Annotated in this window: 25 protein-coding genes; 1 reads left to right on the top strand and 24 read right to left on the bottom strand. The window is 33.9% G+C overall.

Annotated features, from left to right (window positions below):
* Positions 1-2: 2 nt before the first annotated feature.
* The 21 genes from RC62_RS18335 to hutH form a co-directional block, all read right to left on the bottom strand.
* Positions 3-620 carry a hypothetical protein gene (locus RC62_RS18335; protein ID WP_055097691.1) on the bottom strand — a complete coding sequence of 206 codons (618 nt, stop codon included), beginning with the start codon at positions 618-620 and terminating at the stop codon, positions 3-5.
* A 10-nt stretch (positions 621-630) separates the two neighbouring features.
* On the bottom strand, positions 631-1,314 hold the full coding sequence (locus RC62_RS18330; RefSeq protein ID WP_157472564.1) for a hypothetical protein: 684 nt from the start codon (positions 1,312-1,314) through the stop codon (positions 631-633).
* A 5-nt stretch (positions 1,315-1,319) separates the two neighbouring features.
* Positions 1,320-1,856: a hypothetical protein gene (locus RC62_RS18325; protein ID WP_055097688.1), complete on the bottom strand. Its 537-nt coding sequence runs from the start codon at positions 1,854-1,856 to the stop codon at positions 1,320-1,322.
* On the bottom strand, positions 1,853-2,992 hold the full coding sequence (locus tag RC62_RS18320) for a beta-ketoacyl-[acyl-carrier-protein] synthase family protein (protein WP_055097686.1): 1,140 nt from the start codon (positions 2,990-2,992) through the stop codon (positions 1,853-1,855). Before RC62_RS18320 ends, RC62_RS18325 begins: the two co-directional genes overlap by 4 nt.
* 100 nt (positions 2,993-3,092) lie before the next feature.
* Complete coding sequence (locus RC62_RS18315; RefSeq protein ID WP_055097685.1) at positions 3,093-3,542, bottom strand: acyl-CoA thioesterase; 450 nt, start codon at positions 3,540-3,542, stop codon at positions 3,093-3,095.
* Positions 3,517-4,806 (bottom strand): ABC transporter permease, encoded by a 1,290-nt coding sequence (locus tag RC62_RS18310; RefSeq protein WP_055097683.1) that lies wholly within the window; start codon positions 4,804-4,806, stop codon positions 3,517-3,519. Before RC62_RS18310 ends, RC62_RS18315 begins: the two co-directional genes overlap by 26 nt.
* On the bottom strand, positions 4,796-5,548 hold the full coding sequence (locus RC62_RS18305) for an ABC transporter ATP-binding protein (RefSeq protein ID WP_055097682.1): 753 nt from the start codon (positions 5,546-5,548) through the stop codon (positions 4,796-4,798). The genes RC62_RS18310 and RC62_RS18305 overlap by 11 nt, the downstream gene beginning before the upstream one ends.
* 4 nt (positions 5,549-5,552) lie before the next feature.
* Entirely contained in the window at positions 5,553-6,551 is a 999-nt protein-coding gene (locus RC62_RS18300; RefSeq protein WP_055097680.1) for a BtrH N-terminal domain-containing protein, read from the bottom strand.
* On the bottom strand, positions 6,551-6,955 hold the full coding sequence (locus RC62_RS18295) for a hypothetical protein (protein WP_055097678.1): 405 nt from the start codon (positions 6,953-6,955) through the stop codon (positions 6,551-6,553). Before RC62_RS18295 ends, RC62_RS18300 begins: the two co-directional genes overlap by 1 nt.
* Before the next feature lie 24 nt (positions 6,956-6,979).
* Positions 6,980-7,444, bottom strand: coding sequence for an ABC transporter permease (locus RC62_RS18290; RefSeq protein ID WP_082421322.1), 465 nt, complete (start codon positions 7,442-7,444; stop codon positions 6,980-6,982).
* A gap of 8 nt (positions 7,445-7,452) precedes the next feature.
* On the bottom strand, positions 7,453-7,884 hold the full coding sequence (locus tag RC62_RS18285; RefSeq protein ID WP_055097675.1) for a hypothetical protein: 432 nt from the start codon (positions 7,882-7,884) through the stop codon (positions 7,453-7,455).
* Positions 7,884-9,017, bottom strand: coding sequence for a beta-ketoacyl-ACP synthase III (locus tag RC62_RS18280; RefSeq protein ID WP_055097674.1), 1,134 nt, complete (start codon positions 9,015-9,017; stop codon positions 7,884-7,886). Before RC62_RS18280 ends, RC62_RS18285 begins: the two co-directional genes overlap by 1 nt.
* Before the next feature lie 16 nt (positions 9,018-9,033).
* A complete protein-coding gene (locus RC62_RS18275; protein ID WP_055097672.1) occupies positions 9,034-9,936 on the bottom strand; it encodes a dialkylrecorsinol condensing enzyme DarA in 903 nt (300 codons plus the stop codon).
* 44 nt (positions 9,937-9,980) lie between these two features.
* On the bottom strand, positions 9,981-11,621 hold the full coding sequence (locus tag RC62_RS18270; protein WP_055097670.1) for a phytoene desaturase family protein: 1,641 nt from the start codon (positions 11,619-11,621) through the stop codon (positions 9,981-9,983).
* 464 nt (positions 11,622-12,085) lie between these two features.
* Positions 12,086-12,964 (bottom strand): lipid A biosynthesis acyltransferase, encoded by an 879-nt coding sequence (locus RC62_RS18265; protein ID WP_055097669.1) that lies wholly within the window; start codon positions 12,962-12,964, stop codon positions 12,086-12,088.
* The gene (locus RC62_RS18260; protein ID WP_055097667.1) at positions 12,964-13,218 is read right to left on the bottom strand and encodes an acyl carrier protein; all 255 of its coding nucleotides are present in this window, start codon (positions 13,216-13,218) and stop codon (positions 12,964-12,966) included. The genes RC62_RS18265 and RC62_RS18260 overlap by 1 nt, the downstream gene beginning before the upstream one ends.
* On the bottom strand, positions 13,211-14,446 hold the full coding sequence (locus RC62_RS18255; protein ID WP_055097780.1) for a beta-ketoacyl-[acyl-carrier-protein] synthase family protein: 1,236 nt from the start codon (positions 14,444-14,446) through the stop codon (positions 13,211-13,213). Before RC62_RS18255 ends, RC62_RS18260 begins: the two co-directional genes overlap by 8 nt.
* Positions 14,447-14,546: 100 nt before the next feature.
* Positions 14,547-14,885 carry a hypothetical protein gene (locus tag RC62_RS18250; RefSeq protein WP_055097666.1) on the bottom strand — a complete coding sequence of 113 codons (339 nt, stop codon included), beginning with the start codon at positions 14,883-14,885 and terminating at the stop codon, positions 14,547-14,549.
* Positions 14,886-14,921: 36 nt separating this feature from the next.
* A complete protein-coding gene (gene fabG, locus RC62_RS18245; RefSeq protein WP_055097665.1) occupies positions 14,922-15,653 on the bottom strand; it encodes a 3-oxoacyl-ACP reductase FabG in 732 nt (243 codons plus the stop codon).
* Positions 15,654-15,688: 35 nt separating this feature from the next.
* Complete coding sequence (locus RC62_RS18240) at positions 15,689-16,936, bottom strand: WG repeat-containing protein (RefSeq protein WP_055097663.1); 1,248 nt, start codon at positions 16,934-16,936, stop codon at positions 15,689-15,691.
* 37 nt (positions 16,937-16,973) lie between these two features.
* Positions 16,974-18,494: a histidine ammonia-lyase gene (gene hutH / locus RC62_RS18235; RefSeq protein WP_055097661.1), complete on the bottom strand. Its 1,521-nt coding sequence runs from the start codon at positions 18,492-18,494 to the stop codon at positions 16,974-16,976.
* A gap of 101 nt (positions 18,495-18,595) precedes the next feature.
* On the opposite strand from hutH, the gene RC62_RS18230 reads away from it, so the two are divergent.
* Complete coding sequence (locus RC62_RS18230; protein ID WP_055097660.1) at positions 18,596-19,855, top strand: NAD(P)/FAD-dependent oxidoreductase; 1,260 nt, start codon at positions 18,596-18,598, stop codon at positions 19,853-19,855.
* Between the two features lie 409 nt (positions 19,856-20,264).
* Here the strand turns inward: RC62_RS18230 and RC62_RS18225 are convergent, their stop codons facing one another.
* From RC62_RS18225 to RC62_RS18215, 3 genes are all read right to left on the bottom strand, one after another.
* Complete coding sequence (locus RC62_RS18225; protein ID WP_055097658.1) at positions 20,265-20,645, bottom strand: helix-turn-helix domain-containing protein; 381 nt, start codon at positions 20,643-20,645, stop codon at positions 20,265-20,267.
* A gap of 194 nt (positions 20,646-20,839) precedes the next feature.
* Positions 20,840-22,525, bottom strand: a complete 1,686-nt coding sequence (locus tag RC62_RS18220) for a sodium/sugar symporter (RefSeq protein WP_055097656.1) — start codon at positions 22,523-22,525, stop codon at positions 20,840-20,842.
* A 224-nt stretch (positions 22,526-22,749) separates the two neighbouring features.
* Entirely contained in the window at positions 22,750-23,805 is a 1,056-nt protein-coding gene (locus RC62_RS18215; protein WP_055097654.1) for a UDP-glucose--hexose-1-phosphate uridylyltransferase, read from the bottom strand.
* Positions 23,806-23,815 lie beyond the last annotated feature (10 nt).

Genomic DNA, 23,815 nt, shown 5'->3' with positions numbered 1-23,815 from the left:
GATTATTTATTATATAATGTATTGATATTTTCGTTTTTATATGCTGCGTTTTCTTCTTTACTAATAATGCAAAGAAAAGCTTTATAACTGTCATTAAAAAATTCTACCCAACCACAAAGAACTGCATCAGCTTTATTTGTGTTTAACAGAATACTCGAATAGTTAGACAGAAATTCAGTATTGAAAGCATCAAATATAAAGAAAGAATTTTCACTTTTTAGCTGATGGCGAATACTTATTTCGCCCAGACAAATATTTGGCAGCGTGTAAACAAAAACAGCCGGACTTGGAAAATAGTTTTCTTTGTCTGAAATCGATTCCTGATATTTAACATCAGTATCTAAACTCGACGATTTATTGGCCAAAACCAAAGCGATATTATGTTCTTTTTCTTCGGAAGTTATCGGACTCAAAAGCAATTCAGATCCTAAAAAAGCAAGTTTGCTCAAAGCATCCATTTTGAAAAACTTCGGGTATTGAATATCAAAATTACGATACGCCTGTTTCGAGAAATCCCCAAAATCAGTTGGTTCAATTTTGAATATAGAAGTTCCGTTCAAAACAATTTCGTTGTTTTGAATGGTGATGTAGGATTGTATGTGAGTTTTGTTTTGAGTCATTTTTGCTAATTTATGAAACCCATGTATGAATAATTTTATTGACTTTCCATTTTCCTGCTTTGTTTTCGATTATAACTAGAAAACCTCTTCCGCATTTTCCGCCGCCACATGAAGCTCCAGCCGTTAAAATTCCTTTTGTTTTTGTTTTATCAAATTGAATTCTGGACATAAATACTGCTCCAACAGGTATAACAGAATTACTTACGTCGTTTAAGTCCCAATCTTTTTCGTGAAGATATTTGGAAGATTTTTCAAAATGAAACTTTTTGTTATTCTTAAAAGGTGTTAGATTAAATGTATATTCTTCGGCTTCTTTTATGGTATCATATTTATAGCCTGAAAGATCAATTTCCTTTTGAATCATTTCTGTTTCCAGAGAACTTATTTTCGTTACTTTATCATAAACACCAAGTAATATTCTTGTTGTATCTTTTTTGATACTATCTCGATTACGCCAATATTCCTTCAGTTCTTTATGAAATCCGATAGTATCTTCTTTATTAGTTTTAAAATCAATTCTTGGTGTTGGTGGAGGAAGTATAACTCTTCTATCCATATAAATAGAATCTACAATTTCGACAAAGACACTATTCAAAACATCCTTTTCAAAATTAGATTCAGGCATTTCTTTCTTTTTACATCCAAAAGATGAAAGAAGAATTAGTGTTATAAATATGAATTTTGATAGTTTCATAAAGCTTATTGACATAAATTCCTAATATCTCTCTTTAAACTTATTTGTGAAAAAAGGACAGGGATATTCATTTTTTGATTTTCTTTTATCATTGTAAAATAAATGTCATTCTTGTGTAAAAGAAATATTCTACTTGTTTGAAATCGTTGATTAAGAGCAAGATAATTAAGTTTATTGTAAATTATTACATTTCCAGAGTTTCTATGTTTTTCAAAACCTTTTTTTTCGCAATATTGATTAATAAGTAATTTATTTTCTTCAGCATTGTATTTACCGATAATTTTGGTTAATTGTTTTTCAGTCGCTTTTCTATAAATTGTAAATGCACAAAATAAACTAAAAATAAAAAGCAGATAATATTCAAATCCAGTTTTTGAATAATTCCGATAAGAATCAAAGAAAATTAAAAAAGGTAGAATAAATCCCCAACTAAAAAACAAATAAAGAACTATTGTCCCAAATTTATCAAGCCAATCTTCTGAATAGATCAATTTATTTTGTTCTATACTTTTTTTAATATTTAAGTTTTTAAGACTTCTCATTTCACTTTCTCAAAAACCACCGCCGTATTACAACCTCCAAAACCAGAAGCTGTTTTTAAAAAATAATCAATACTTGCCTCTTTATTTTTCTCAATAATATTAATAGCTTCACTTACTCCAATTTCATCAAAACCTTTGGATTCAAAAAGTATGTTTTGATTTACGGATTCAATCCCAATTACCGTTTCTAATAATCCCGAAGCGCCTAAGGTATGACCGTAAAATCCTTTTAAACTATTTATAGGAACATTTTGCAGACCTAAACGATTTAATGCAATGGCTTCCATTTCGTCGTTGAATGGAGTTGCGGTTCCGTGTGCGGAGATATAATCGATTTTGTCAACTTCTATTTGGGCTTCTTTCAAAGCATTCTGAATACTTCTATACAAACCTTCGCCTGTTCTTGAAGGTCCCGAAATATGATTGGCATCGTTTATAGAACTGTCTCCAATCACTTTTATTTTGGCAGTTGCCGGATTCGCCGAAATTAAAACAGCAGCCGTAGCTTCGCCTAAACTTACTCCGGTTCTGTTTTTAGAATACGGTTTACAAGGCAAATCGCTCATTGCCTGAAAAGAATTAAATCCGGATAAAACAAATTCTGAAACTTCATCTCCAGCTACAACAAAAACATTGTCGTACAACTCAGACTGAATCATTCTCTTCGCCACTGAAATAGCTAAAATTCCGGAAACACAAGCATTCGAAACCACGATAGGTTGTGTTTGAAACCTGAAGAAATCTGAAACATTTTGGGCTAAAACATCTAAATGTGCGTTATTAAAACTCTCTTCAGAATTCTCTTTTAATGCCGTAACATTTCCTTTTGTAGTCGAAAGTATAAAAGCCGTTTTCGAATTTAATTCAATTCCTGATTTTTTGATAATGGGCTCTAAAGCCAAAATCATCATTTTTTCTAAACGAGAATATTTTGTTTCAGGGTTTATTTTTTCAAAAGCAATGTTTATTTTTTCATCATTAATAATAGAAGCATAAAATGCCATTGGCATTAAAGAAATATCCTGATGCAATTGAATACCCGAATCTCCACGCATAATCGCTTCAATATTCGATTGAACATCAAATCCTAAAGGCGTAATACAGTTGGTTTCGTTGATATATACTTCTCTTAACATAATTTGCAATTTAGTAAAAAGCTTAAATGGCTCGCAGATTAAGCAGATTTACACGGATTTTATTAATTTTTAATTCGTGAAAATTCGTGAAATTAGTGTTCTACTTTATAAGCCCCACTTTTCGTTTCCATTCTTCATAGAAAGGAGGATTCGTCAGCATTAGGTTTCCATTGCTGTCTAAAAATACCTGAACCGTTTCTCCGGTGCATGCAACTTCGCCTTTTGCATCTATAATTTTAAAACGGTAAATCATTTTTGCAGCGGGTGTATCGACAACTGTTGTTTCTATAGTTACGACATCACCATAACGTAAAGACAATTTATGTTCGCATTTTGATTTTACGATTGGCGTTGTATAACCTGTATTGCCAATATCTAAATAAGTAAGTCCGTGTTGGCGCCCAAACGCTTCTCGTCCATCTTCAAAATAGGTAATATAATTGCCGTGCCAAACAATCCCAAGCGGATCAGTTTCGTTAAAACGAATTCTGATTTCGTGAGAAACGGTTAGGGCAGTGGCTTCGTTATACTGTTCTTTTCTTTTTGTCATAAAATAAGGCAATGGATGTTGTGATAATAAAGAACAAAAATAACAAACTTATTTTTGGGATGATTTCAAGGAAAGAAACGTTACGTAATAATACATCATAGAAAGCTTCTAATCCCCAATTCATGGGTGACGATTTAGCGATATACTGCATAATAGTTGGCATTGCAAAAACCGGAACCCAAACACCGCCAACAGCGGCAAGAATAAGTACGCTTGTTGCGCCAAAAGGAGCAGATTGTTCTTGTGTGTTCGCTACTGTTCCTAATAAAATACCGAAACCAATCGCAGCAAAACCTGAAAATAAAGCCACGACACTCATTAAAAATAAATGTCCTTCGATATTTAAAGACGGTAAACCAATATGTGGAAATAAAAATACTGCCACAGCAACCATCATATAAAACTGAATCATACAAATGGCAGAATAGGTAATCGTTTTACCAATAATTACCACCAGATTAGAAACCGGATTGGTCAATAAGCGAACGAATGTTCCTTGCGATTTTTCTTTTACAATATTAATAGACAACGGAATAACGATAAAAAATATCGCAAAAAGTGTCCAGGCCGGAACGTTGTGTTGTACCGAGTTTGGTCGAACTTCTTTATTGTTGATTTTAGGAATTATTTCTTTGAAAGTAATAAAACTTTTTTGCTCAAATTCAGCAGTTCCTTCTCCTAATTGATTTTGAAAAGTGGTGTAAATTGATTTAGTTTCAATTTGAGAAATCATCTTATCAATCGAACTCATCACGGCATTTTTGAAACTCATTTGAACTGCAGGATCAAAATATAATTTTACTTCTTTTTCTTTAATTACCTTAGGTTTTTCTGTTTGTGCAGTACTATCCGTTTCTATTAAACCCATTTTGCTGATGATGTTCTCAACATTCTGATCGATTTTGGTTTGCAAATCAACGCTTAGTTTTTCCGGAATAACAATTGCCAATTGAAATTTTCCTTTATAAACAGCTTCTTTAGCAACTTGTTCGGTAATAGGTTTATTGTCGATTTGAGTGACAACAGTAAACAAATTGCTTTTTTCAAGATTATCAAAAACTGTTTTAGACACAGAACCTTTGTCTTTATCGACTAATAAAATTGGAATTTTATTGTCGCTAATCGTTTTAAAAGTACTGTCCTGTATTAAAGTTACCGTGATTACTAAAACCAGCGGCATGATAAACAAAATAATTAATCCGCCTAAATCTCGTTTAAGCAGGAGAAATTCTTTTACAACCGACATCCAAATTTTATAACTCATCTCTAAAATCTTTACCGGTTAATGAAATAAAAACTTCTTCAAGATTTTGTGCTTTTTCTGTTCCGGCAATTAAACTTGATGGTGTTCCTTGTGCATAAATTCTGCCTCGGTCGAGAATGGCGATATTGGTACAGAAATCTTCGGCTTCAGCCAAATGATGTGATGTATAAATAATCGTAGTTCCGTTTTGGTTTAAAACTTTTAAATAATCTATAATCGCATTTTTAGACTGAACGTCAACACCTACGGTTGGTTCATCTAAAAACAATACTTTAGGGTTGTGCAGAATTCCGGCAATTAAATTCACTCTTCGTTTCATTCCGCCCGAAAAAGTTTCGATACGTTTATCTGCGAATTTCAATAATCCCAAAAGATCTAAAGTTTCTACTACTTTATCTTTTAGGTATGAACCTTTCAATCCGTACATACTTCCAAAATAATGTAGATTTTCTCTCGCTGTAAGCGTTGGATACAAGGCATATTCCTGAGGAACAACACCTATGATTTTTTTGATTTTTGAGGAATGATGTGTGTAGTTCAGATCATCAATCGTAAAATGTCCTGAAGTTGGTTTTATCAATCCGCAAAGCATGGAGATTAAAGTGGTTTTTCCGGCACCATTTGGACCTAATAATCCAAAAATCTGACCTTCATTTATATCCAGCGAAACATTGTTCAAAGAATACTGATCTGCATCTTTGTACTTTTTCGATAAGGATTCTATTTTTATAATGGGTTTCAATATATTAGCTAATGGCTTTTTTTAATTTTTTGAAAAAGATTTCTTCTCTATTGGCAATGCTCAAAAGTTCATCGGCAATGGCGTTATAGGCATCTTCTTTGGCGCTTCGGTTTTTGTAAATTCGGGATGCTTCAACAGCAAAATCACGCCATGAATCTCCAATTAAGGTCATTTCTTTCGACAATGTTTTTAATTCTTCATTATTCAAAATGACTGATGCTTCTTGTAAAAAAGCAGCATATATAAAACGGAAACCTCCGCCTCCAGTTCCTATTTCTTCCTGCATACGTACCATTTGTGCCAGGTAATGATTGGCTTTTTTGGTTCCGTGTTTTACAGGCCATTTGCGTATTTGTTTTGAAACGAATTTAATTCCGCGTACACCAATAATAGGCATTGGCGCTAACATATCCCGACATGTATTTTTGATTCCTTTTATGATGGCACTTTTCAAATCAACGTCTTTTGGGATTTGAATTGGGTAATACATTTGTCCTCTTGGAGCAAAAGCGCCTTTGGCAAAACGTACTTTGTCTAATTCATCATGTGTCAAAGTTGTCACGGTTTCCATCACAGGATCGCTGACCAAATAATCGGTTTCGGTTTTTCCGTAAACGACTAAATTATGCGCATTGAAATGAAAGCGATATTCATCAGGAAAGTAGCTTAAATGATACACTCCAACTTGTAATCCGGTTGGAATATTATTTTTTAAATTTTCGTCTAATGCTTTATTTGCATTTGTTGGAGAAGAAAATTTTTGTCTTTTTATTTTTAAATTTAAACGGTTTGCCAGTTTATTAAAAATTTGTCCAGGCACAGTTCTGTAACTAATTGCAGGCGCATGATTTACTTTTATAAAAGGCAAATACACGAAAAAAAGTCCCGAGCCAATACCAAAAACCATCGGTTCGCTGATATTCAGTCCGTTGTTTTTTAACAAATTCGAAGCTACTCCATTCTCGCAATGGGCAGATTGATGATGTGTAAAATTAATTTGCATTAGTCTCGTTTAATATTTTTTAATTCAGCTATTGAAATCTCAAAAGCATCGGCATATTTTTTTAGTATTGAATCACTTAATTTGGCAAAAACGGCTGGTTTAAAGTGCCTTTTTACACGCCATTTCCACATGCCAACATAACTTGCCAGAATTGTAAGATCCATTTTGTTGACTTCCATGTAATAACAAATTGGGCTTACTTCACCAGTCTCGACTTGCATTTTTGCTTCGGCAATTCGTTCGTTTATTTCATCAATAGAATTTGAAAGTGCTATTGTTTTAGGTTCCCAGCCAGTACTTAAGGTTGTAGTATAATCTCCATTTTCATCTGTAGCATACAAAAGTTCCTTAACATTGTTTTTTGTTAAGTTGCTTTTGTCTTGTGGTACTTTTTCTTTTTCCATGACAGTTTTTATTTTCGATTGGAATTATTGAGGAACCGAAATTGTCTTTTGAATGAACAAATTAATTTCGCATTCTAAAAGTAATTTATGTCCCCATAAACTTTCGCAGCGCATTGTACACAAAGTATAATCGTCGCCTGCGAATTTTGAAACCAAAGTTGCTTTAGTAATAATTGTATCGCCCACTTTTGGGAGCAAATGTATTTTAAGGTTTTTTATCGCACTGATAAAACCAAGTACATTTACGTTTTCGTTTTCTGTCCCGTCTTCGTCAAAAAAATACTTTTTGCCTACAATAGACGAACAGGTTTGGGCAGTATTTTCGATTAAACCCGCTTCGATAAAAATGTTATTGTCAATAAAAACATTATCTTCTTTTATCAGGAAGGTGGTCTCTACAAAATTAGAATCTATGTCCAGAATTAAATCCACCATAAGCATTGGCGCTCGGTGGGGTAAATAATTTTGTATATCAACTCCGGTTTTCATTGTTGCTATCATTTCGCTAAAACAGTTTTCATTTGTCCGTTAGCAATTTCTTCATTATTTAAATACGTTACAATATCTACCAAAGTAATTCCTGCAAATTCCTGCAAAATAGTTATGGTAGATTGAATCGTATCATTGATTTTTGGCAGCTTTTTAATTTCAATTTCTTTGATCGAACCAATATATCCTGTTGGGGCTATTTCGTTTTTCAGAAAAAATTGATAACCTGTATGCAAAGCCACAGATTGTGCCATATGTTCGATTAAACCTGCTTCCAGAAAAGTATCATTGTCAAAAAATATATTATCGTTTTTAATTTTAAATCCTGAAACTAATGAGGTTTCAGTGTACGAATACATTTTATCGACCATCACAAAAGGAAATTTTTGCGGCAGTAAATTTTCGACAGCTTCTTTTTCTAAAAGTAATGTCGTCTCCATTAGCAAACAGTTAAATAAGCATATGCAAACGAGAATCTTCCACTTTCAGGAACGGATAAAAGGATACGATCTCCTTTTTTTAAATTTCCTGAATTCATCAATTCTTCCAAAGCCAGATAAATAGAGGCAGAACCTACATTTCCTACTCTTGATAGATTCATGAACCATTTTTCATCTGCCATTCCAATTCCTTTTTCTGTTAGTCCTTTCTTTAAACCTTCAACAAAAAAGTTCGAAGAAACGTGTGGAATAAAATAATCGACCTGGTCTGAACTAATATTATTTTTAGACATGGCATCGCTCATACTTTCAGCTCCTTTAGAAAGTATAAATTCATCCAGTAATTTTACATCTTGTTTAATGGCAAAAACCGATTCGTTTAACCATTGTTCAGGAGGATAATCGCTCCATGATTTAATTTCGCCATTTTCTAATTTATCACCTCCGGCATACATGCAGGTTTCTAATTCGTACGCATACGAAAAAGCTTCCATCCATTCAATTTTTAGAGAAATTGGTCCTTTTGGTTTATTTTCTAATAAAAAAGCACCGGCTCCGTCAGACAACATCCAACGTAAAAAATCTTTTTTGAAAGCAATTATGGGTTGCTCTTCAAGGCTTTTTAGATTTGCGGCTTCATGATTGTACATTTGGGCATTTAGCCAGCTCGAAACTTTTTCTGATCCTGTACAAATCGCATTTTTAGAATTTCCCGATCTTACAGAAAGGAAACCAAATTTTAATGAGTTCATTCCGGCGCAGCAAACCCCGGTTGATGAATTTAATTCTACCGATTTATTTTTTAATAAACCATGAACCATCGCAGCGTGCGAAGGCAGGAAAACATCAGGTGTTGAGGTTCCGCATGAAAGTACTTCAAGATCTTGTGCCGTAAAATTTTCATCAAATAATTGCACAACTGCATTTCGAGTTAACTCAGCGTTGTTATGGGTACTTTTTCCTGTTTTATCTATGGCGTAATAACGACTTGTAATTTTATTATTGCGCAAAATAATGCGTCTTGCTTTAGAAGCGGCGTCATTAATGAGTCCTAAATAATCTTCCATCTCTTCATTAGAGACAGCTTCATTTGGCAAATACTTTGCGGCCTTGGTAATATATACTTCAAACATAATCTAATTTCGTCTTCTAAACTCCTTGATAATATTGAGTTTCTTTTTTTATGGTTTTTAACTTAAATGGGTAGGTAATAAGGTGCAATATATATACTATTGGTGAGATTAACCATATTGCGAGGAATAAATAAACATTAAATACTTTAAGAAGCTGTTTTCTGTTTTTTTGATGTTTATAAATCAAATTTGACCATTTATTGAAAATTTTATTTGCCGTTTTATCGACAGTTACCAAATATGGACTAATTTTTACGGCACCAATTGTAAGTAATTTTGGCTGTAAATCATCAAAATTATGCTGGTTTAGCGCAGAAACAATGACTTCTCCAAATTTATCCGACTCCTGAATGTCTTTAGCAGAAACTCCAGGTAACGGAAAAATTCCTAAATATTTTTTCTTAACTCCGGAGAACATCCATTCTACAATCGTGATTACACTAATTAAATTTCCAACCCTGTCTACCAGAGCTACATTACCTACTAATTGTGCATTGGCTTCTTTTAGTAACGTTTTGATTTTTTCCTGTGCCATAATCCACATATTACGGGAACCACTTATGGTAACAACAGGTGTATTGTTGAGTATTTTTTTTGCGTCATTACTCTTCAAAAATGAATTGATCGGAATAGAAGGCGATAAATACCAAACCTGATAATGAAATAAAACCAAATCGAATTTTGTATTTAAAATTTCTCCAGGAACAGGTTTTAATTCTCTTGGAATTTGAAGAAAAGATTCAGGAAAGGCATCAAAGAAAGAATCTTTATCCCAAGGAAAAGGAAAAGGTTTCTCTAATTGTATTTCGTGAAACGTTACATTTATTTCTTCTGAATTCAAAAAAGGCTTTGCAATATTGCGTGCAATCTCTTCTAATTGTCCGGATTGTGAATAATAAATAACAAGAACATTTTTCATTTGGGCTGATGGCTTTGGTGGTTGCGCAAAAATAAGTATTTTTTTTAAACGAATTTCCTTATTTTATCTGTTCGTTTCGTGTGTACCCAATCTGGCCATGTAGCGGAATCTTCGGCATCATAAATTCTGATTTTTTGGTTTTCATCTTCAATTAATAAATCATCAGATGTGCAGTTTAAAATTGCCGCCGCTGCTGCAAGACCTGAATATGTCGCTCCGGCAACGCCATGAGATAGGGTACAAGCACCGCAAAGAAATAGATTTTCTATTTCGGTTTTGTTTTTATACGAGAAAGGTCCAACCTGATTCAATGTTTTTTCGGTTCCATAAACATTTCCTTTAGTCGAATTAATATAGAATTCATTGGTTTTTGGAGTTCCTAATTCTGCCTGAATGATGTGTTGCTTTGCATTAGGAATTATTTTTTCGACGTTGTTCATCAGTTTGTTAACGATTTTTTCTTTGAAAATTTTATACTCTTCATTGTGATAATCGTCTAAACCATTAAAATCTTTCAGATGATCATAATTCACATAGGTTACAATTTCAAAATTATGATAACGTCCGTTAAAACTTGCCGGATCTTTGAGTGTTGTACAACTGATAAAAACGGAAGGAAATGAATCTCCGGAATCAATGTTACTACTCATCAAATCTTCGAAATTAGCATCATCATTTTCATCTTTCATCATCCAGAAATTTCCTGAATCGATATTATATAAGGTAACATCAATGTCAAGTGTCAGGAATAAAATCAAAGAAGTAACAGAATATTTTGTCTTGTCGAGTTTTTTAAGAAGCGATTTGCTGAGATGTTCTTTATCAATTAAATTTAGATACGTGATGGAAGGATCAGCATTCGAAACAATATTTTTAGCCCTTATTTCTTCTCCATTTTCAAGTTTGATACCAACTGCTTTTTTGTTTTCGATAATAATTTTATGCACGTTTTGTTTTACGCGTATTTCTCCGTTATGTCTTTTTACGCCATTTGTCATTGCTTTTACGATTCCGCCGCCGCCGCCCATGGGGTAAAATCCACCATCAAAATAATGGCTCATTACAGAACAATGTACAGGGAAACAAGCCCGACTTGGCGGAAGGCCATGATCGCCACACTGAATATTTAGAACCGCTTTTAGTTTAGGATCTTTTACATGCCAGCCAATTACTTTTTTTAAGGGGAAAAGGGCAAATTTTCCAAAATGTTTGGTACGAAAAGGAACAGTAATGTTTTGCCAGAATCCTTTTAGTTTTGGAATTAATTGCAATTCATAACTTACTTTTTCAATAAGTGAAAGATATTCGTTTATGTTTTTTTCTTCGTGTGGAAAATGATCGGAAAGTTTTTGTTTCAAATTCTCAACTCCAGCCGGAAGATCGAAAGTTTCTTCTCCAATTAAACAATGCTCGTAGGCATTTTTGTTCATTCGGAAAAAAACCATGTCATTGGCAATTCCTAAACCTCGATACAATTCGTTGGTAGATTGTCCTTCTTCTAGCTGCCCAACATAATGAACGCCAGGACTAAAACGCTGTCCTTGCAAAGTAAAACTATGACTCCAGCCTCCGGGAACATAATGTTGTTCGAGTACCAAAACTTTTTGTCCGGCTCTTGCAAGACATATCGCAGTTGATAATCCTCCAACTCCGGAACCAATTATAATCGTGTCAAATTCCTGCATACCGTACTTTAAGAATTGTAAAGTATAAAAGAACGACTTTTAATTAAATGATTTTTACGTTTTGTCGTATTTTATAAAAAATCTATGTTTCTATTTTTGTTTCACGCAGATTTAGAAAGATTTAAGCTGATAAGTGCAGATTAATTTAATGAAAATCTAAAAATAAATTTGCTCTAATCTGTGTAATCTGCGTGAAACAAAATCGTTTTAATCTTTTAATCTGTGGTTTTTTTTGAAACAGAAATTTTAATATTCATATTTCAATAAGTCCCATCGGGGTGAAATATTTAGACCATCAATAGATATCGCTCCGCTGGAGCTTTAGCCTGAACGACGTATATATTATTTATAAATATTATGCTCCTCTGGAGCTTTTAAAAGACAGTTCATTTTAAAATATACCGCATAGCTTTGTCTTAAGGCTATGTGTTAAATATTTTCACGCAGATTTTATAGACGAGATTTTATTTCAATTGATTCCAAAAATCAAAGTAGTTGAACCATTGCAAAGGATATTTTGCCAGCATAGATTCTACGCTTTCGATATAAGCTTTTAAGAGGCCTTTTTCGTCACGGTGTTTGACTATCGCTTCACGCGCATAAAGATGATAATGCAGGTTTGGCTCTTTCATTACATATACAAAAACTACCGGAACTTTTAATCTTGAAGCGATTAAAAACGGGCCAGCAGGAAAGTGTGCTTCCTGTCCAAGAATTTTTTCAGAAAGTGATTTGGTTCCTTCAAAATAGCGATCGCCGGTAAAGCAAACCAGTTCATTTTTAGACAAAGCGGCATTAATCTCAAAAATATGAGACAAATCTTCTCTGATAATGATGAACTTAACGGTAGGTTTTTGGGTAACGCTTTCCAGATAATTTTTAATAGCAGAATGTTCGAGATCTGTAGTAACCAGATTAATTTGAAAATCAATATCGATATCACCCAAAAAATGTTCGGCGATTTCAAAATTTCCAATATGTGCACTGATTAAAACACCTCCTTTTTTTTCTGCAAGAAGATTTTTCAGAATTTCTATTCCGTCAAATTCATAGGTGAATTTATTTCGCATTCCTGCCGAAATGGAAATTTTATCAATGATGGTTTGTCCAAAAGTATAGTAACTTTTGAAAACCATTGTTTTAGATTTGAACCAGGAGTACTTTAGTCTTTCTTTAAAATAATAAGAAATTGCTTTATTGCTTTTCTTTAGAAATAAAAAATAGTATGAAGCAACAAAATAAAGTAAAACATAAGCAGCTTTAACACCCGCTTTTTTTATTAAAAAAACAAATATTCTATACCCTAAAACAGTTCCTTTTGATTTGCCATCCCATTCGCTCATTAAGCAGTTTTGGCTTTTAATTTGTTTTCGATAAGATCATAAAAGCTTTGGAAAGAAGCAATTCCAACAAAATCTACTTCAACCAGTTTTACGCCAAAGTTAGCCTCAATTGAAACTACTAAATCAACATAGTCCAAACTATCTAACCCAAGTGTGTCTTTTAAATTAGCATCTGGTTCAATATCATCATTATCTACTTCAAACTCATCAACTAAAAAACCATTAATTCTTGCTATAATCTCTTCTTTATTCATCGTTCAATTTAAACTTTTTAACCACCAACGCAGAGTTGGTTCCTCCGAACCCGAAGGAATTGGACAAAAATATGTCAAATTTTTTGTTTAAAGTAGTTTTGACCAAATTTAATTTGGCTGCATCTTCATCAGGATTGTCCAAATTAATGTTTGGAGCTATGAAATCGTTCTGCATCATTAAGATAGAGTAGATTACTTCGCTTGCTCCGGCCATCCAACATTCGTGTCCTGTCATTGATTTTGTAGAACTTACGTAAGGATTTTTCTCACCAAAGACTTCAAAGATCGCCTTTGCTTCGTTTCCGTCCCCAACCGGAGTTGAGGTAGCATGTGCATTTATGTACTCAATATCTGTTGCTTTTAGTTGAGCATCATCAAGCGCTCGTTGCATGGCTATAGACGGGCCTTCGACATTGGGAGTTGAGATATGTCCTCCGTTTGATGAGAATCCGTAACCTACAACTTCGGCAATAATATTTGCTCCTCTTGCAATGGCAGATTCATAACTTTCAAGAATTAAAGTTGCTCCGCCACCACTAGGGATTAATCCGTCGCGATCAGCATCAAATGGGCGTGAAGCTTTTTCAGGTTCATTTTCCCTGGCGGAGAAAACGCCCAAACCATCAAAACTGCTCATGGCAAATTTGTTGATTTCCTGTGCTCCTCCGGTAATAATAATATCCTGAAATCCGCTTTTTATTAAAAAATAAGCTAAACCTATAGAATGTGAACCACTTGCACAAGCTGCACTAATGGTAAGATTGATTCCGCGGAGTTTAAAAATCGTAGATAAATTCATCGTGACTGTAGAATTCATCGATTTAAAAATAGCTCCGGAACCTATTAATGCCGTGTCTTTTTTCTCGCGAACAATATCTGTGGCTTCAATAATAGCTTTTGAGACGCTATCATTGCCGTACATTATTCCTACTTCGCGATTGTCAAAAAAAGCATCATCTATATTGGCATTTTTCAAAGCTTCGATAGTCGCCATATAAGCATATTCGGTTTCTTCACCAATGCTCATACGCTGTCTTCGGGTCAATAGGTTTTTTAAATCTGCTTTTGGGACCATTCCCGTAAGGGCAGACTGAAAACCAAATTCTTTTCTTTCAGGATCAAACTGAATACCAGATTTTCCGTTGTATAAAGAATCTTTTACTTCTTCTAAAGAAGTTCCGATACAAGAATAAATTCCCATTCCAGTAATTACAACTCTCTTATTCATCATCTTTCAAAGTAATTTTATAGTCCGTTAAGTGTAATTGTTTTTAATAAAGAAATAACAATCTACCGCTTCTCTAAACGATTTTGGTGTAAATATTTTTTTATTTTGGAGGAGTAATTTCCTCTTTTATTTCATCAGCCAAAGGTACTAATTCATTCTTTTTTGGTGTCGCCCAATAAAAGTCCCAACTTTTATTTTTCTTTAAGCAAGCTAAAATAAAATCTCCACTACCAATATCTTTCATATATAATTCTTCGCATTCATCTGTTAAACGATCAAATTTATAATTTTCATTCTCTGTTGTTTTTCTCCAGGGATTTTCAAGAGAAATTTCTTCGCCAGAAATCATTACGGTTTCAGGTTTAGTTAATCGTGTAATAATAAATAATAAAAGTAGAATTGATAAAAAAGTGATTATTAGATATCTAGCTATTTTCATTTTTTTTAAGCTTAATTCCTGAATTAGTACAAAATTTTAAGAATAAATTCCTCCGTTTATATTGATAATCTCGCCTGTAATGTAGCTTGCTTTTTTTGAAATCAAAAAGCTTACCAAATCTGCTACTTCTTCGGCTTCGCCAAAACGATTTACAGGAATTAGTTTTAGTAATTCTTTCTCATCTAACTGGCTGGTCATGTCGGTTCTTATAAAACCTGGCGCTACAGCATTTACAGTAATATTTCGTTTGGCAACTTCTTGCGCTAACGCTTTTGTAGCTGCAACAATTGCACCTTTTGCTGCCGAATAATTGGTTTGTCCAGCCGTTCCTTTAACGCCTGAAACGGATACCATATTTACGATTCGGCCATATTTATTGCGTAACATTTTTTGAATGAAAAATTGCGTTACATTAAAAAAACCGTTTAAGCTTGTGTTCACAACTCCGTTCCAGTCTTCAGGCGTCATCCACATAAAAAGGCCATCTTTTGTAATTCCGGCGTTGTTTACAATCGCTTCTACAATGGCATCAGGATTTGATTCCTGCCATTGTGTTAATGTTTTTTGAACTTCGTCATAATTAGAAACATCAAAACCTAAGATTTCTCCGGTTGCACCTAATTTTTGTATTTCCTGAAGTGTTTCTTCGGCAGCAGTTTTGTTCGAGTGATAATTAATCAGAATATGATAACTGGATTCAACAGCTAATTTTTTACAAACAGCACTTCCAATTCCTCTTGAACCGCCTGTTACTAATACACATTTCATATCTGTGGAATTTATTTTTTATTGGCTAATATATATTATTTCTTCTTTTTTGCTGCTGGTTTTGCACCAGGTTTAGCCGCAGGTTTGGTTTCTGGCTTTGCTGCAGGTTTAACTTCTGATTTTGGTTTTTCAGCAGCGATTTCAGTTGGACTATTTTTTTCTTTTGTTTGCGAAAAAAGTTCCGCATTTTCAAACCATTGGTTTCCTAACACAGTTCCGTCCGGTTTAAGAAATCCCCATTTTCCTTCATTTTTCACTCTTGCAACACCATTAATAAATCCTTTGTCTTGTTGTACAAAAAGAGCAATTACGAATCCGTTTGCAGTTATGCTGTATTGCGTTGGGATTACCAGTTTACCATCTTCATTTATAAATCCCCAATTTTTTTCTTTTACAGGAGCCAGTCCGTTTGAACTAAAAACTTCTGCATCACTATACGTTGGCGGAATAACAAATTCAGCTTTTGGGTTAATAAATCCCCATTTAGAACCTACACAAACCGGAGCAAGATTTTTAGAGAATGATTTTGCTTTATCATAAATAGGTAAAATAGTCCAGTTTCCTCTTAAGTCAATGAATCCAATTTTTCCGTTCTTTTTAGCATATGTTAAATCCTGAGTATCAAAATCCCAGATTTTTTCTGCACCATCTACTACAATAAAATTTCCGGAACTTACGATTCCAAAAGTTTTATCTTTTCGTGCCCATGTTGTGTTTTTAAAATAATTCCCTATTTCGTCATAAGCAGGTTCTACTACTTCTTTACCGGCAGTATTTATAATTCCCCATTTTTTATTGTTCTCAACTCTTGCAAAACCATTTTCGAACGGTTTGATCTGGTCGTATTTTGGTTCCAGAACTACAGTCATTTTTGAATTGATTAATCCCACTTTGTTTCCTTGTCTGAAAAAAGCAACTCCGTTATTAAAATCAAAAACTTTATCTGTAGCAGGCGATTTTTGAATTTCTCCTTTAGTATCAATATAAACCCAATCCTTATCTTTTTGTACTACCGCGATTCCGCTGTTAAAGTCTTTGGCATCCTTAAAAGCAGCCGGAATTACCCAAGTTCCTTTTGTATCAATAAAACCCCATTTTCCATTGTCTTCTACTGCAGCTAAACCCTCAGAGAAACTTTTTGCTGATTTGTACTGAGGCTCGATTTTAAAGCTTCCGTCTTTAGATATATATCCAATTTTAGCGTTCTTTTTAACCAAAGCCAGCTCTTGACTATTAACAAATTGAATAAATAATACGAATAAAAAAATAAGTGGTTTTTTCATGATTTTAAGGTTCAATATTAATAATGTAAAATAAAGTTTAACTGTTGATCAGATAATCTTTTACTTTTTGAACAAAAGGATACATAACCTGATCTTCTTTAAATGTAGGAATTATATTTCGAATATCATCATACCATTTTTTAGTAACCGATGAAATTTGATTTTTTTGTTCTAAATAATCAATTGCCTGAACAATTGTGATTAATTCGATCGCTAAAACTTCAAATGAGTTTTCGATAACTTTTGAGGTAATTACTGCAGCATTTGTTCCCATACTTACAATATCCTGATTGTCGTTGTTGTTCGGGATACTGTGTACGTACATTGGGTTGGATAACATTTGGCTTTCGGCAGTTGTTGAGGTCGCGGTAAATTGAACGCCCTGCATTCCGAAATTAAATCCTAATGTTCCTAAGTTGACGAACGGAGGAAGAATTTCGTTGATTTTTGAATTCAATAAATAATTCAACTGACGTTCTGCCAACATTGTTAATTTGGTAATAACAATCTTCAGTTTATCCATTTCAAGCGAAATATAATCACCGTGAAAATTTCCTCCGTGATAAACGTGCTTGTTTTTTACATCTATAATTGGGTTGTCGTTTGCCGAGTTAAATTCGTCTTCCAGAATAGAAGCCACATTATTGATAGTTTCTAAAACCGGACCTAAAATTTGAGGTACGCAACGCAAAGAATAATATTCCTGAACTTTTTCCTTGAAAATCTCCTCGGTATTTTCGCCTGAATATAAATGGTCTTCTCTTTTACGGATCAAAGTACTGTCAGAAAGATTTTGTCTCATTCTTGCCGCCACTTCCTGTTGTCCTTTATGACGTTTGGTTTGGTTTAATTCTTCAGAGAAATGATCGTCATAAGCCTGAACCAATTCGTTTATGGCGCAAGAAGCTTTTAGTGACCAGTCTAATAATTTATTAGCGTGATGCACATTTACAACCCCAATTCCGGTCATTACAGATGTTCCGTTTATTAAAGCCAGACCTTCTCTGATTTCTACCTGAATAGGTTTTAAACCTTCAATTTCAAAAACTTCCTGAGTTGGTCTTCTGTCTCCTTTATAAAAAACTTCGCCTTCGCCAATCAAAACTAAAGCCAAGTGTGATAATTGTACTAAATCTCCGCTGGCACCAACACCACCATGTTCAAAGATAAGAGGTGTAATATCTCTGTTGATTAATTCTGCCATCAAATGAATTACTGACGGATGTACGCCGGAATTTCCTAATGATAAAGTATTTAATCGTGCCAAAATTGCTGCTTTTGCACAAACAGGGCTTAATGGTTTCCCGGTTCCTGAAGAGTGGCTTCTAATTAAATTGTATTGTAACTGAATTTGGTCAGACTCTTTGATTCTATATTGAGCCATTGGCCCAAAGCCAGTATTTACGCCATATATAACCTTGTTTCCTGAGAATTCTTTCAGGAAATTAAAGCTTTCATTTACTCGGTTTAAAACAGCATCGCTAATGGCAACTTTATTATTTTTAAAGATAATAGATTCGAATTCTGCTAAACTTAAATATTCATTAATTGTATTCATTAAATTGTTTTTGGTTGTGCTAATTTAATTTTATTTATCAAAATAAATGTAGTTATTTTGATGATGGCAAATGTAGGCTAATAATTGATAATATTTTTAATATGATAAAGGAGTTTGTTGATGTTTTAGTGATCGGTGCAGGACCTTCGGGATGTGTGTCAGCATCTTATCTTCATAAAAACAATGTTAAGATAAAAGTTGTTGAAAAAACAAAGTTCCCCAGACTTGTTGTTGGCGAAAGCCTGATACCGCGAGTAATGGATCATTTTGCTGAGGCTGAGCTTTTTGAAAGTCTTGACGCAATGAATTTTGAAAAGAAACTGGGTGCTCGTTTTATCAGAGGAGAAGAAATATGTGTTTTTGATTTCAGTAAAAAATTTGGTGAAGGCTGGGATTGGACCTGGCAAGTGCCACGTGCTGATTTTGACAATACTATGGCGCAGGAAATAATTAGAAAGGGTATTGATCTTGAGTTTGAATCAGAAGTATTAGAAGTTTCCTTTGAAGGGAAAAAATCTAAAACAATCGTAAAAGACAAGGATGGTAACCTAAAAGAAATACACGCTAATTTTATTATTGATTCCAGTGGATATGGTCGTGTTTTACCACGTCTTTTATATCTTGATACCCCATCAAAACTAGATCCGCATTCGTCGATATTTACACACGTAAAAGATATTAACAGAGAAGAAGGTGAGGAAGGAACTCAGATTTCTTTTGATATTCTGGAAACCGAAGTTTGGTTATGGGTAATTCCTTTCTCGAACGGAAACACAAGTTTAGGAGTTGTGGGACCAACAGATTTTATTAATTCATTATCTGAAAATAAAGACAATGCCGAGGCGTTGCGAAATGCGATTCAAAAATCTGATTATTATATAAAGAGATTTAAAGGTACAGAGTTTTTATTTGAGCCCGTAAAACTCGAAAATTATTCAAGAGCAGTGAAAAGAATGTACGGAGACGGTTTTGCCCTTACGGGGAATAGTTCTGAATTCTTAGATCCTGTTTTTTCATCAGGAGTTGCTTTTGCTACCGAATCAGGAATGCTGGCAGCAAAATTATATCTTAAGGAATCGCAAGGAATTGCTGTAGACTGGGAAGTAGAATTTACAGAATATATGAAACGCGGAATCGCTGTTTTTACCACTTACGTGAAAGAATGGTACACCGGAAACCTTCAGACTTTATTTTTTCACCAACCGGAAAATCCCGATGTAAAAGAAAAAATATGTTCGGTTTTGGCAGGTTATGTCTGGAATGAGGAAAATCCGTTTGTAAAGAAACACGATCACGTGATCGCAAATATGGCTTATTTGCTGAATATGCAGAAAGAAGAAAAAGAGAGTCAAGGTTCTTAATATAAAGATGCTTGCGCAAGTATGCTGCAAAGCCTACAAAGAATAGGCTGAAAGCCTAAAAGCAACAGTGTAGTGCAACGCACTACTACATAAATTAAAGTGTAAAATAACCCTGAAAGGGTAAAAGCTAACAGAAAATACAGGCGTAGTAAGAATAATTTCTTCTTAGATGACGTAAGATGATGAGCGTTGTGATTAGGCTTTATCCCTTACAGGGCTTAAACAATAATCATTAATCATTCATTCATAGTGCTTCGCACCATGCTGATGCTAAGACTCTTTCAGAGTAATAATTTTGTAATTCTTATGGCTCCTTTTTTGAGGACGAGACACAATAGCAAAACAAAAAAAAGCGCAAAAATCATTTTAGATTTTGCGCTTTTTTTATAAAACTATCTTTTATAAAATGTTATTTGTCTTTTAACATTCTTTCTAAATATTCATTTTTTTCTTTTTCAGCCTGAACCAAGCGTTCGTAAAGTTCAACAACTTTTTCAATTGGATTGAATTGATATACGGCACCAGTATTAGAACTGTTATCGTAAAAGCTTGCAAAATAATTAAAAACATTTTCTTCAGAAAAATTTTCAATAGCTTCTACAGGTACACCAAGCACTTTTGCAATTTGTGCTAGTTTTTCTATATCAACAGTTTCGCTTCCTTCAATATTGGAAACCATTTGTTGGCTTACTCCAATTGCTTCTGCAAGTATATCTTGTTTCATACCGCGAAGTTCTCTGATTCGGCTAATATTTCTGCCAATATGTTTTGGTCTGGTTGCTGTGCTCATAATTCAAAGATATTTAAAATTCTTTTACAAAATAGAAATTGGTAAAAAACAAGATTTTTTGGTGAAGTACTATTTTTTTTAAATCTTGGTAATTTCTTTCAATAAATATAAGTCAAAACTTCGGATACAAAAAAAGACTACCAAAAAAATGATAGTCTTTAATTCTTCAAAAAATAATATAGTAAAAAATTATACTACCAGAATTTTACATATAATGCTACGATAATCAATAATGTAATTACGATTAAAACTGTAGTTTGTGGTTTTACTTTAAACATTTCAGCGTCTATTTCGAACGCTTTAGGATTTACTTTTGGTCCTGCAAAACTGATTCCAATCATTGCTAACATGGTAAAGAAGAATGATAATCCCATACAAATATGGAACGGAATTTCAAAAGCGCCTTTTCCGTTAGGATAAGCTGTGTATAATAAAGTTTCGTTTCCGAATAAAGCCGGTGCGTATTCGTTGAATAATACTGATAATACAAATCCTAAAATTACACCTACAATAGCTGCAGTTCCAGTTGTTCTTTTCCAGAACATACCAAGGAAGAACATGGCAAAAACTCCAGGGCTAATAAATCCGGTGTATTTTTGGATATAAGTAAATCCTCCAACTCCGCCAATTCCTAAGATATCATTCCATGTAAATAATACGGCTAAAAGCATTGCTGCAAAAACGGCAATTCTACCAATGTTCACCTGTTGTTTTTCACCCGCTTCTTTCTGGATGTATTTTTTATGAATATCTAATGTATAAATAGTAGAAATACTGTTTACTTTTCCGGCTAACGATGCTACAATTGCAGCTGTTAATGCCGCTACCGAAAGTCCTTTTAAACCTGTTGGCAAGAACGTTAATACAGCTGAGTAAGCTCCGTCTTTTCCTCCAACCAGTTGAGGTAAATGTCCGTTTTCGTATAAAACAAAAGCAGCAATACCCGGTAACATTACGATTAATGGCATTAATAATTTTAGCATACCTGCAAATAAAATACCTGTACGGGCAGTTTGCAAATCAGCACCCAAAGCTCTTTGTGTAATATACTGGTTACAACCCCAGTAATTTAAGTTGATAATCCAGATACCGGCAAGGTAAGACATCAAACCCGGGAAAGTTAAATATTTATCGATCTCAAGCTGAGATGATGTTGCAGTTGGTTTTGGGATAATCATTTTGAAATGCTCCGGCGCTTCTCTCATTAAAACTTTGAAACCTGCGATGGCATTTTCTCCTACTCCAAAATATTGTCCAACAGTTGTAAGGGCAATATATGAAGTTACCAAACCTCCAATAATTAAAACCGCAACCTGAATAACATCAGTATAAGCGACAACTTTCATACCTCCCAAAGAGATAAATAAAGCAAATACAGCCAAGCCAATCATGATTACGTGCAGATATTCTCCGCCGGCCAAACCATTAATAGCTACAGCTCCTAAATAAAGAATAGAAGTTAAATTTACAAATACATATAAAAACAACCAAAAAACCGCCATGATCAACGCAGTAGATTCATTATAACGTGTTTTTAAGAATTGAGGCATCGTATAAATCTTATTTTTAAGATATACTGGTATGAACCAAACCGCTACAATAATCAAAGCAACGGCAGCAAGCCATTCATAGGCAGCAACAGCGATTCCTAAAAAGAAACCCTCACCGCTCATCCCGATGAATTGTTCAGCCGAAATGTTTGAGGCAATCAAAGATGCTCCAATAGCCCACCATGTTAAGTTTCCTTCGGCCAAAAAGTAGGCTTTAGCATCTTGTTCGTCCTGTTTACGCTTGCGGTAAACAGTATAACCGTAGACAGAAACTACGATGAAATAAATAATAAAAACCGCATAATCTGCGAAAGCGAGGTTCTGGTTCATTGTTAGTAGTATTTTAAATATTAGTATAGGTGATTGTTTGTTTAATTGGGTTTAAAAATATGATATGTGTTTTTATTTTGTTATTTTTTTACGAAACAAGCGTAAAATTCAAAAGTAAAATAAATAATTAAAAACACACTACAAACAAATGTGTTTTTCACATTTATTGGCGGATTATTGTGTTAAATTTTAAGTAGTTATTTTACAAAGGCCTATCTTTTGGTTTATTTAATATTTAATTTATAATGCACATCTGATTGCTGTCTTAAAATTTCGGCACTTTTTTCAGGTGTAATATCACGTTGTGATTCTCCTAACATTTCATATCCAACCATGAATTTCTTAACCGTTGCAGAACGCAATAATGGCGGATAAAAATGCATATGAAAATGCCATTCAGGATGTTCTAATCCATCTGTTGGTGATTGGTGAATCCCTGATGAATACGGGAATGATGTACTAAATAAGTTGTCATACTTAATGGTTAACTGTTTTAAAATTTTAGCAAAAGCGGTTGTTTCTTCAGCAGTAAAATCAGTAATTTTATTAAGTGCTCTTTTGCTTATAATCATAGTTTCGTAAGGCCATGTTGCCCAAAAAGGAACTAATGCCACAAAATGATCATTTTCGATAACAACACGATCGCCGGTTCTTAATTCAGCCTGAAGATAATCTTCAAGAAGGGTTCTGTTGTTTTTAATAAAATAAGATTTCAGGCTGTTTTGTGTTTTTTCGACCTGGGTTGGTAATGACGATTGCGCCCAAATTTGCCCATGCGGATGCGGATTGCTGCATCCCATAACACTGCCTTTATTTTCGAAAATCTGAACGTGGTTGATATACTTTATATTTCCTAAATCAGTGTATTCTTTTTGCCAGGTTCTAATGATGTTTTCGATTCCGTCAATTTCCATTTCCGGTAAAGTAAGATCGTGCCTTGGCGAAAAACAAACCACTCTAGAAATTCCCTGTTCCGGTTTTGCTTTAAAAAAAGTATGTTTTATATCTTCTTCAAAAATAATTTCGTCCTGCTTCATGGCAGCAAAATCATTTTCAAATACAAAACTGCTTTCATAGTCAGGATTGTTTACTCCGTTTGCACGAACATTTCCGGGACACAAATAACAAGTTGCGTCGTATTTTGGTAATGTTTCGGTTGCAATAGTTTCATTTTGTCCTTGCCACGGGCGTTTTGCACGATGAGGTGATACTAAAACCCATTCATTTAGTAAGGGATTAAAACGTCTGTGAGGATCTTCGTTAATGTCAAAATTTTTCATGTAATTGCTG

Origin of the sequence: Flavobacterium aquidurense, assembly GCF_001404985.1 — a bacterium.
GTDB lineage: Bacteria > Bacteroidota > Bacteroidia > Flavobacteriales > Flavobacteriaceae > Flavobacterium > Flavobacterium aquidurense_B.
The sequence above is the reverse complement of the archived record's forward strand: the minus strand, read 5'-3'. Positions and strand labels throughout refer to the sequence as shown.

What these genes read in the sequence shown, in the direction of transcription:
- RC62_RS18215 (WP_055097654.1), bottom strand. Translation starts at nt 23,805, where the DNA reads ATGAAAAATTTTGACATTAACGAAGATCCTCACAGACGTTTTAATCCC.
- RC62_RS18330 (WP_157472564.1), bottom strand. Translation starts at nt 1,314, where the DNA reads ATGAAACTATCAAAATTCATATTTATAACACTAATTCTTCTTTCATCT.
- RC62_RS18335 (WP_055097691.1), bottom strand. Translation starts at nt 620, where the DNA reads ATGACTCAAAACAAAACTCACATACAATCCTACATCACCATTCAAAAC.
- RC62_RS18220 (WP_055097656.1), bottom strand. Translation starts at nt 22,525, where the DNA reads ATGAACCAGAACCTCGCTTTCGCAGATTATGCGGTTTTTATTATTTAT.
- RC62_RS18290 (WP_082421322.1), bottom strand. Translation starts at nt 7,444, where the DNA reads ATGAAAACCGGAGTTGATATACAAAATTATTTACCCCACCGAGCGCCA.
- fabG (WP_055097665.1), bottom strand. Translation starts at nt 15,653, where the DNA reads ATGAAATGTGTATTAGTAACAGGCGGTTCAAGAGGAATTGGAAGTGCT.
- RC62_RS18300 (WP_055097680.1), bottom strand. Translation starts at nt 6,551, where the DNA reads ATGCAAATTAATTTTACACATCATCAATCTGCCCATTGCGAGAATGGA.
- RC62_RS18265 (WP_055097669.1), bottom strand. Translation starts at nt 12,964, where the DNA reads ATGAGCGAATGGGATGGCAAATCAAAAGGAACTGTTTTAGGGTATAGA.
- RC62_RS18255 (WP_055097780.1), bottom strand. Translation starts at nt 14,446, where the DNA reads ATGAATAAGAGAGTTGTAATTACTGGAATGGGAATTTATTCTTGTATC.
- RC62_RS18250 (WP_055097666.1), bottom strand. Translation starts at nt 14,885, where the DNA reads ATGAAAATAGCTAGATATCTAATAATCACTTTTTTATCAATTCTACTT.
- RC62_RS18240 (WP_055097663.1), bottom strand. Translation starts at nt 16,936, where the DNA reads ATGAAAAAACCACTTATTTTTTTATTCGTATTATTTATTCAATTTGTT.
- RC62_RS18320 (WP_055097686.1), bottom strand. Translation starts at nt 2,992, where the DNA reads ATGTTAAGAGAAGTATATATCAACGAAACCAACTGTATTACGCCTTTA.
- RC62_RS18325 (WP_055097688.1), bottom strand. Translation starts at nt 1,856, where the DNA reads ATGAGAAGTCTTAAAAACTTAAATATTAAAAAAAGTATAGAACAAAAT.
- hutH (WP_055097661.1), bottom strand. Translation starts at nt 18,494, where the DNA reads ATGAATACAATTAATGAATATTTAAGTTTAGCAGAATTCGAATCTATT.
- RC62_RS18310 (WP_055097683.1), bottom strand. Translation starts at nt 4,806, where the DNA reads ATGAGTTATAAAATTTGGATGTCGGTTGTAAAAGAATTTCTCCTGCTT.
- RC62_RS18275 (WP_055097672.1), bottom strand. Translation starts at nt 9,936, where the DNA reads ATGAAAAATGTTCTTGTTATTTATTATTCACAATCCGGACAATTAGAA.
- RC62_RS18270 (WP_055097670.1), bottom strand. Translation starts at nt 11,621, where the DNA reads ATGCAGGAATTTGACACGATTATAATTGGTTCCGGAGTTGGAGGATTA.
- RC62_RS18315 (WP_055097685.1), bottom strand. Translation starts at nt 3,542, where the DNA reads ATGACAAAAAGAAAAGAACAGTATAACGAAGCCACTGCCCTAACCGTT.
- RC62_RS18260 (WP_055097667.1), bottom strand. Translation starts at nt 13,218, where the DNA reads ATGAATAAAGAAGAGATTATAGCAAGAATTAATGGTTTTTTAGTTGAT.
- RC62_RS18230 (WP_055097660.1), top strand. Translation starts at nt 18,596, where the DNA reads ATGATAAAGGAGTTTGTTGATGTTTTAGTGATCGGTGCAGGACCTTCG.
- RC62_RS18280 (WP_055097674.1), bottom strand. Translation starts at nt 9,017, where the DNA reads ATGTTTGAAGTATATATTACCAAGGCCGCAAAGTATTTGCCAAATGAA.
- RC62_RS18295 (WP_055097678.1), bottom strand. Translation starts at nt 6,955, where the DNA reads ATGGAAAAAGAAAAAGTACCACAAGACAAAAGCAACTTAACAAAAAAC.
- RC62_RS18225 (WP_055097658.1), bottom strand. Translation starts at nt 20,645, where the DNA reads ATGAGCACAGCAACCAGACCAAAACATATTGGCAGAAATATTAGCCGA.
- RC62_RS18285 (WP_055097675.1), bottom strand. Translation starts at nt 7,884, where the DNA reads ATGGAGACGACATTACTTTTAGAAAAAGAAGCTGTCGAAAATTTACTG.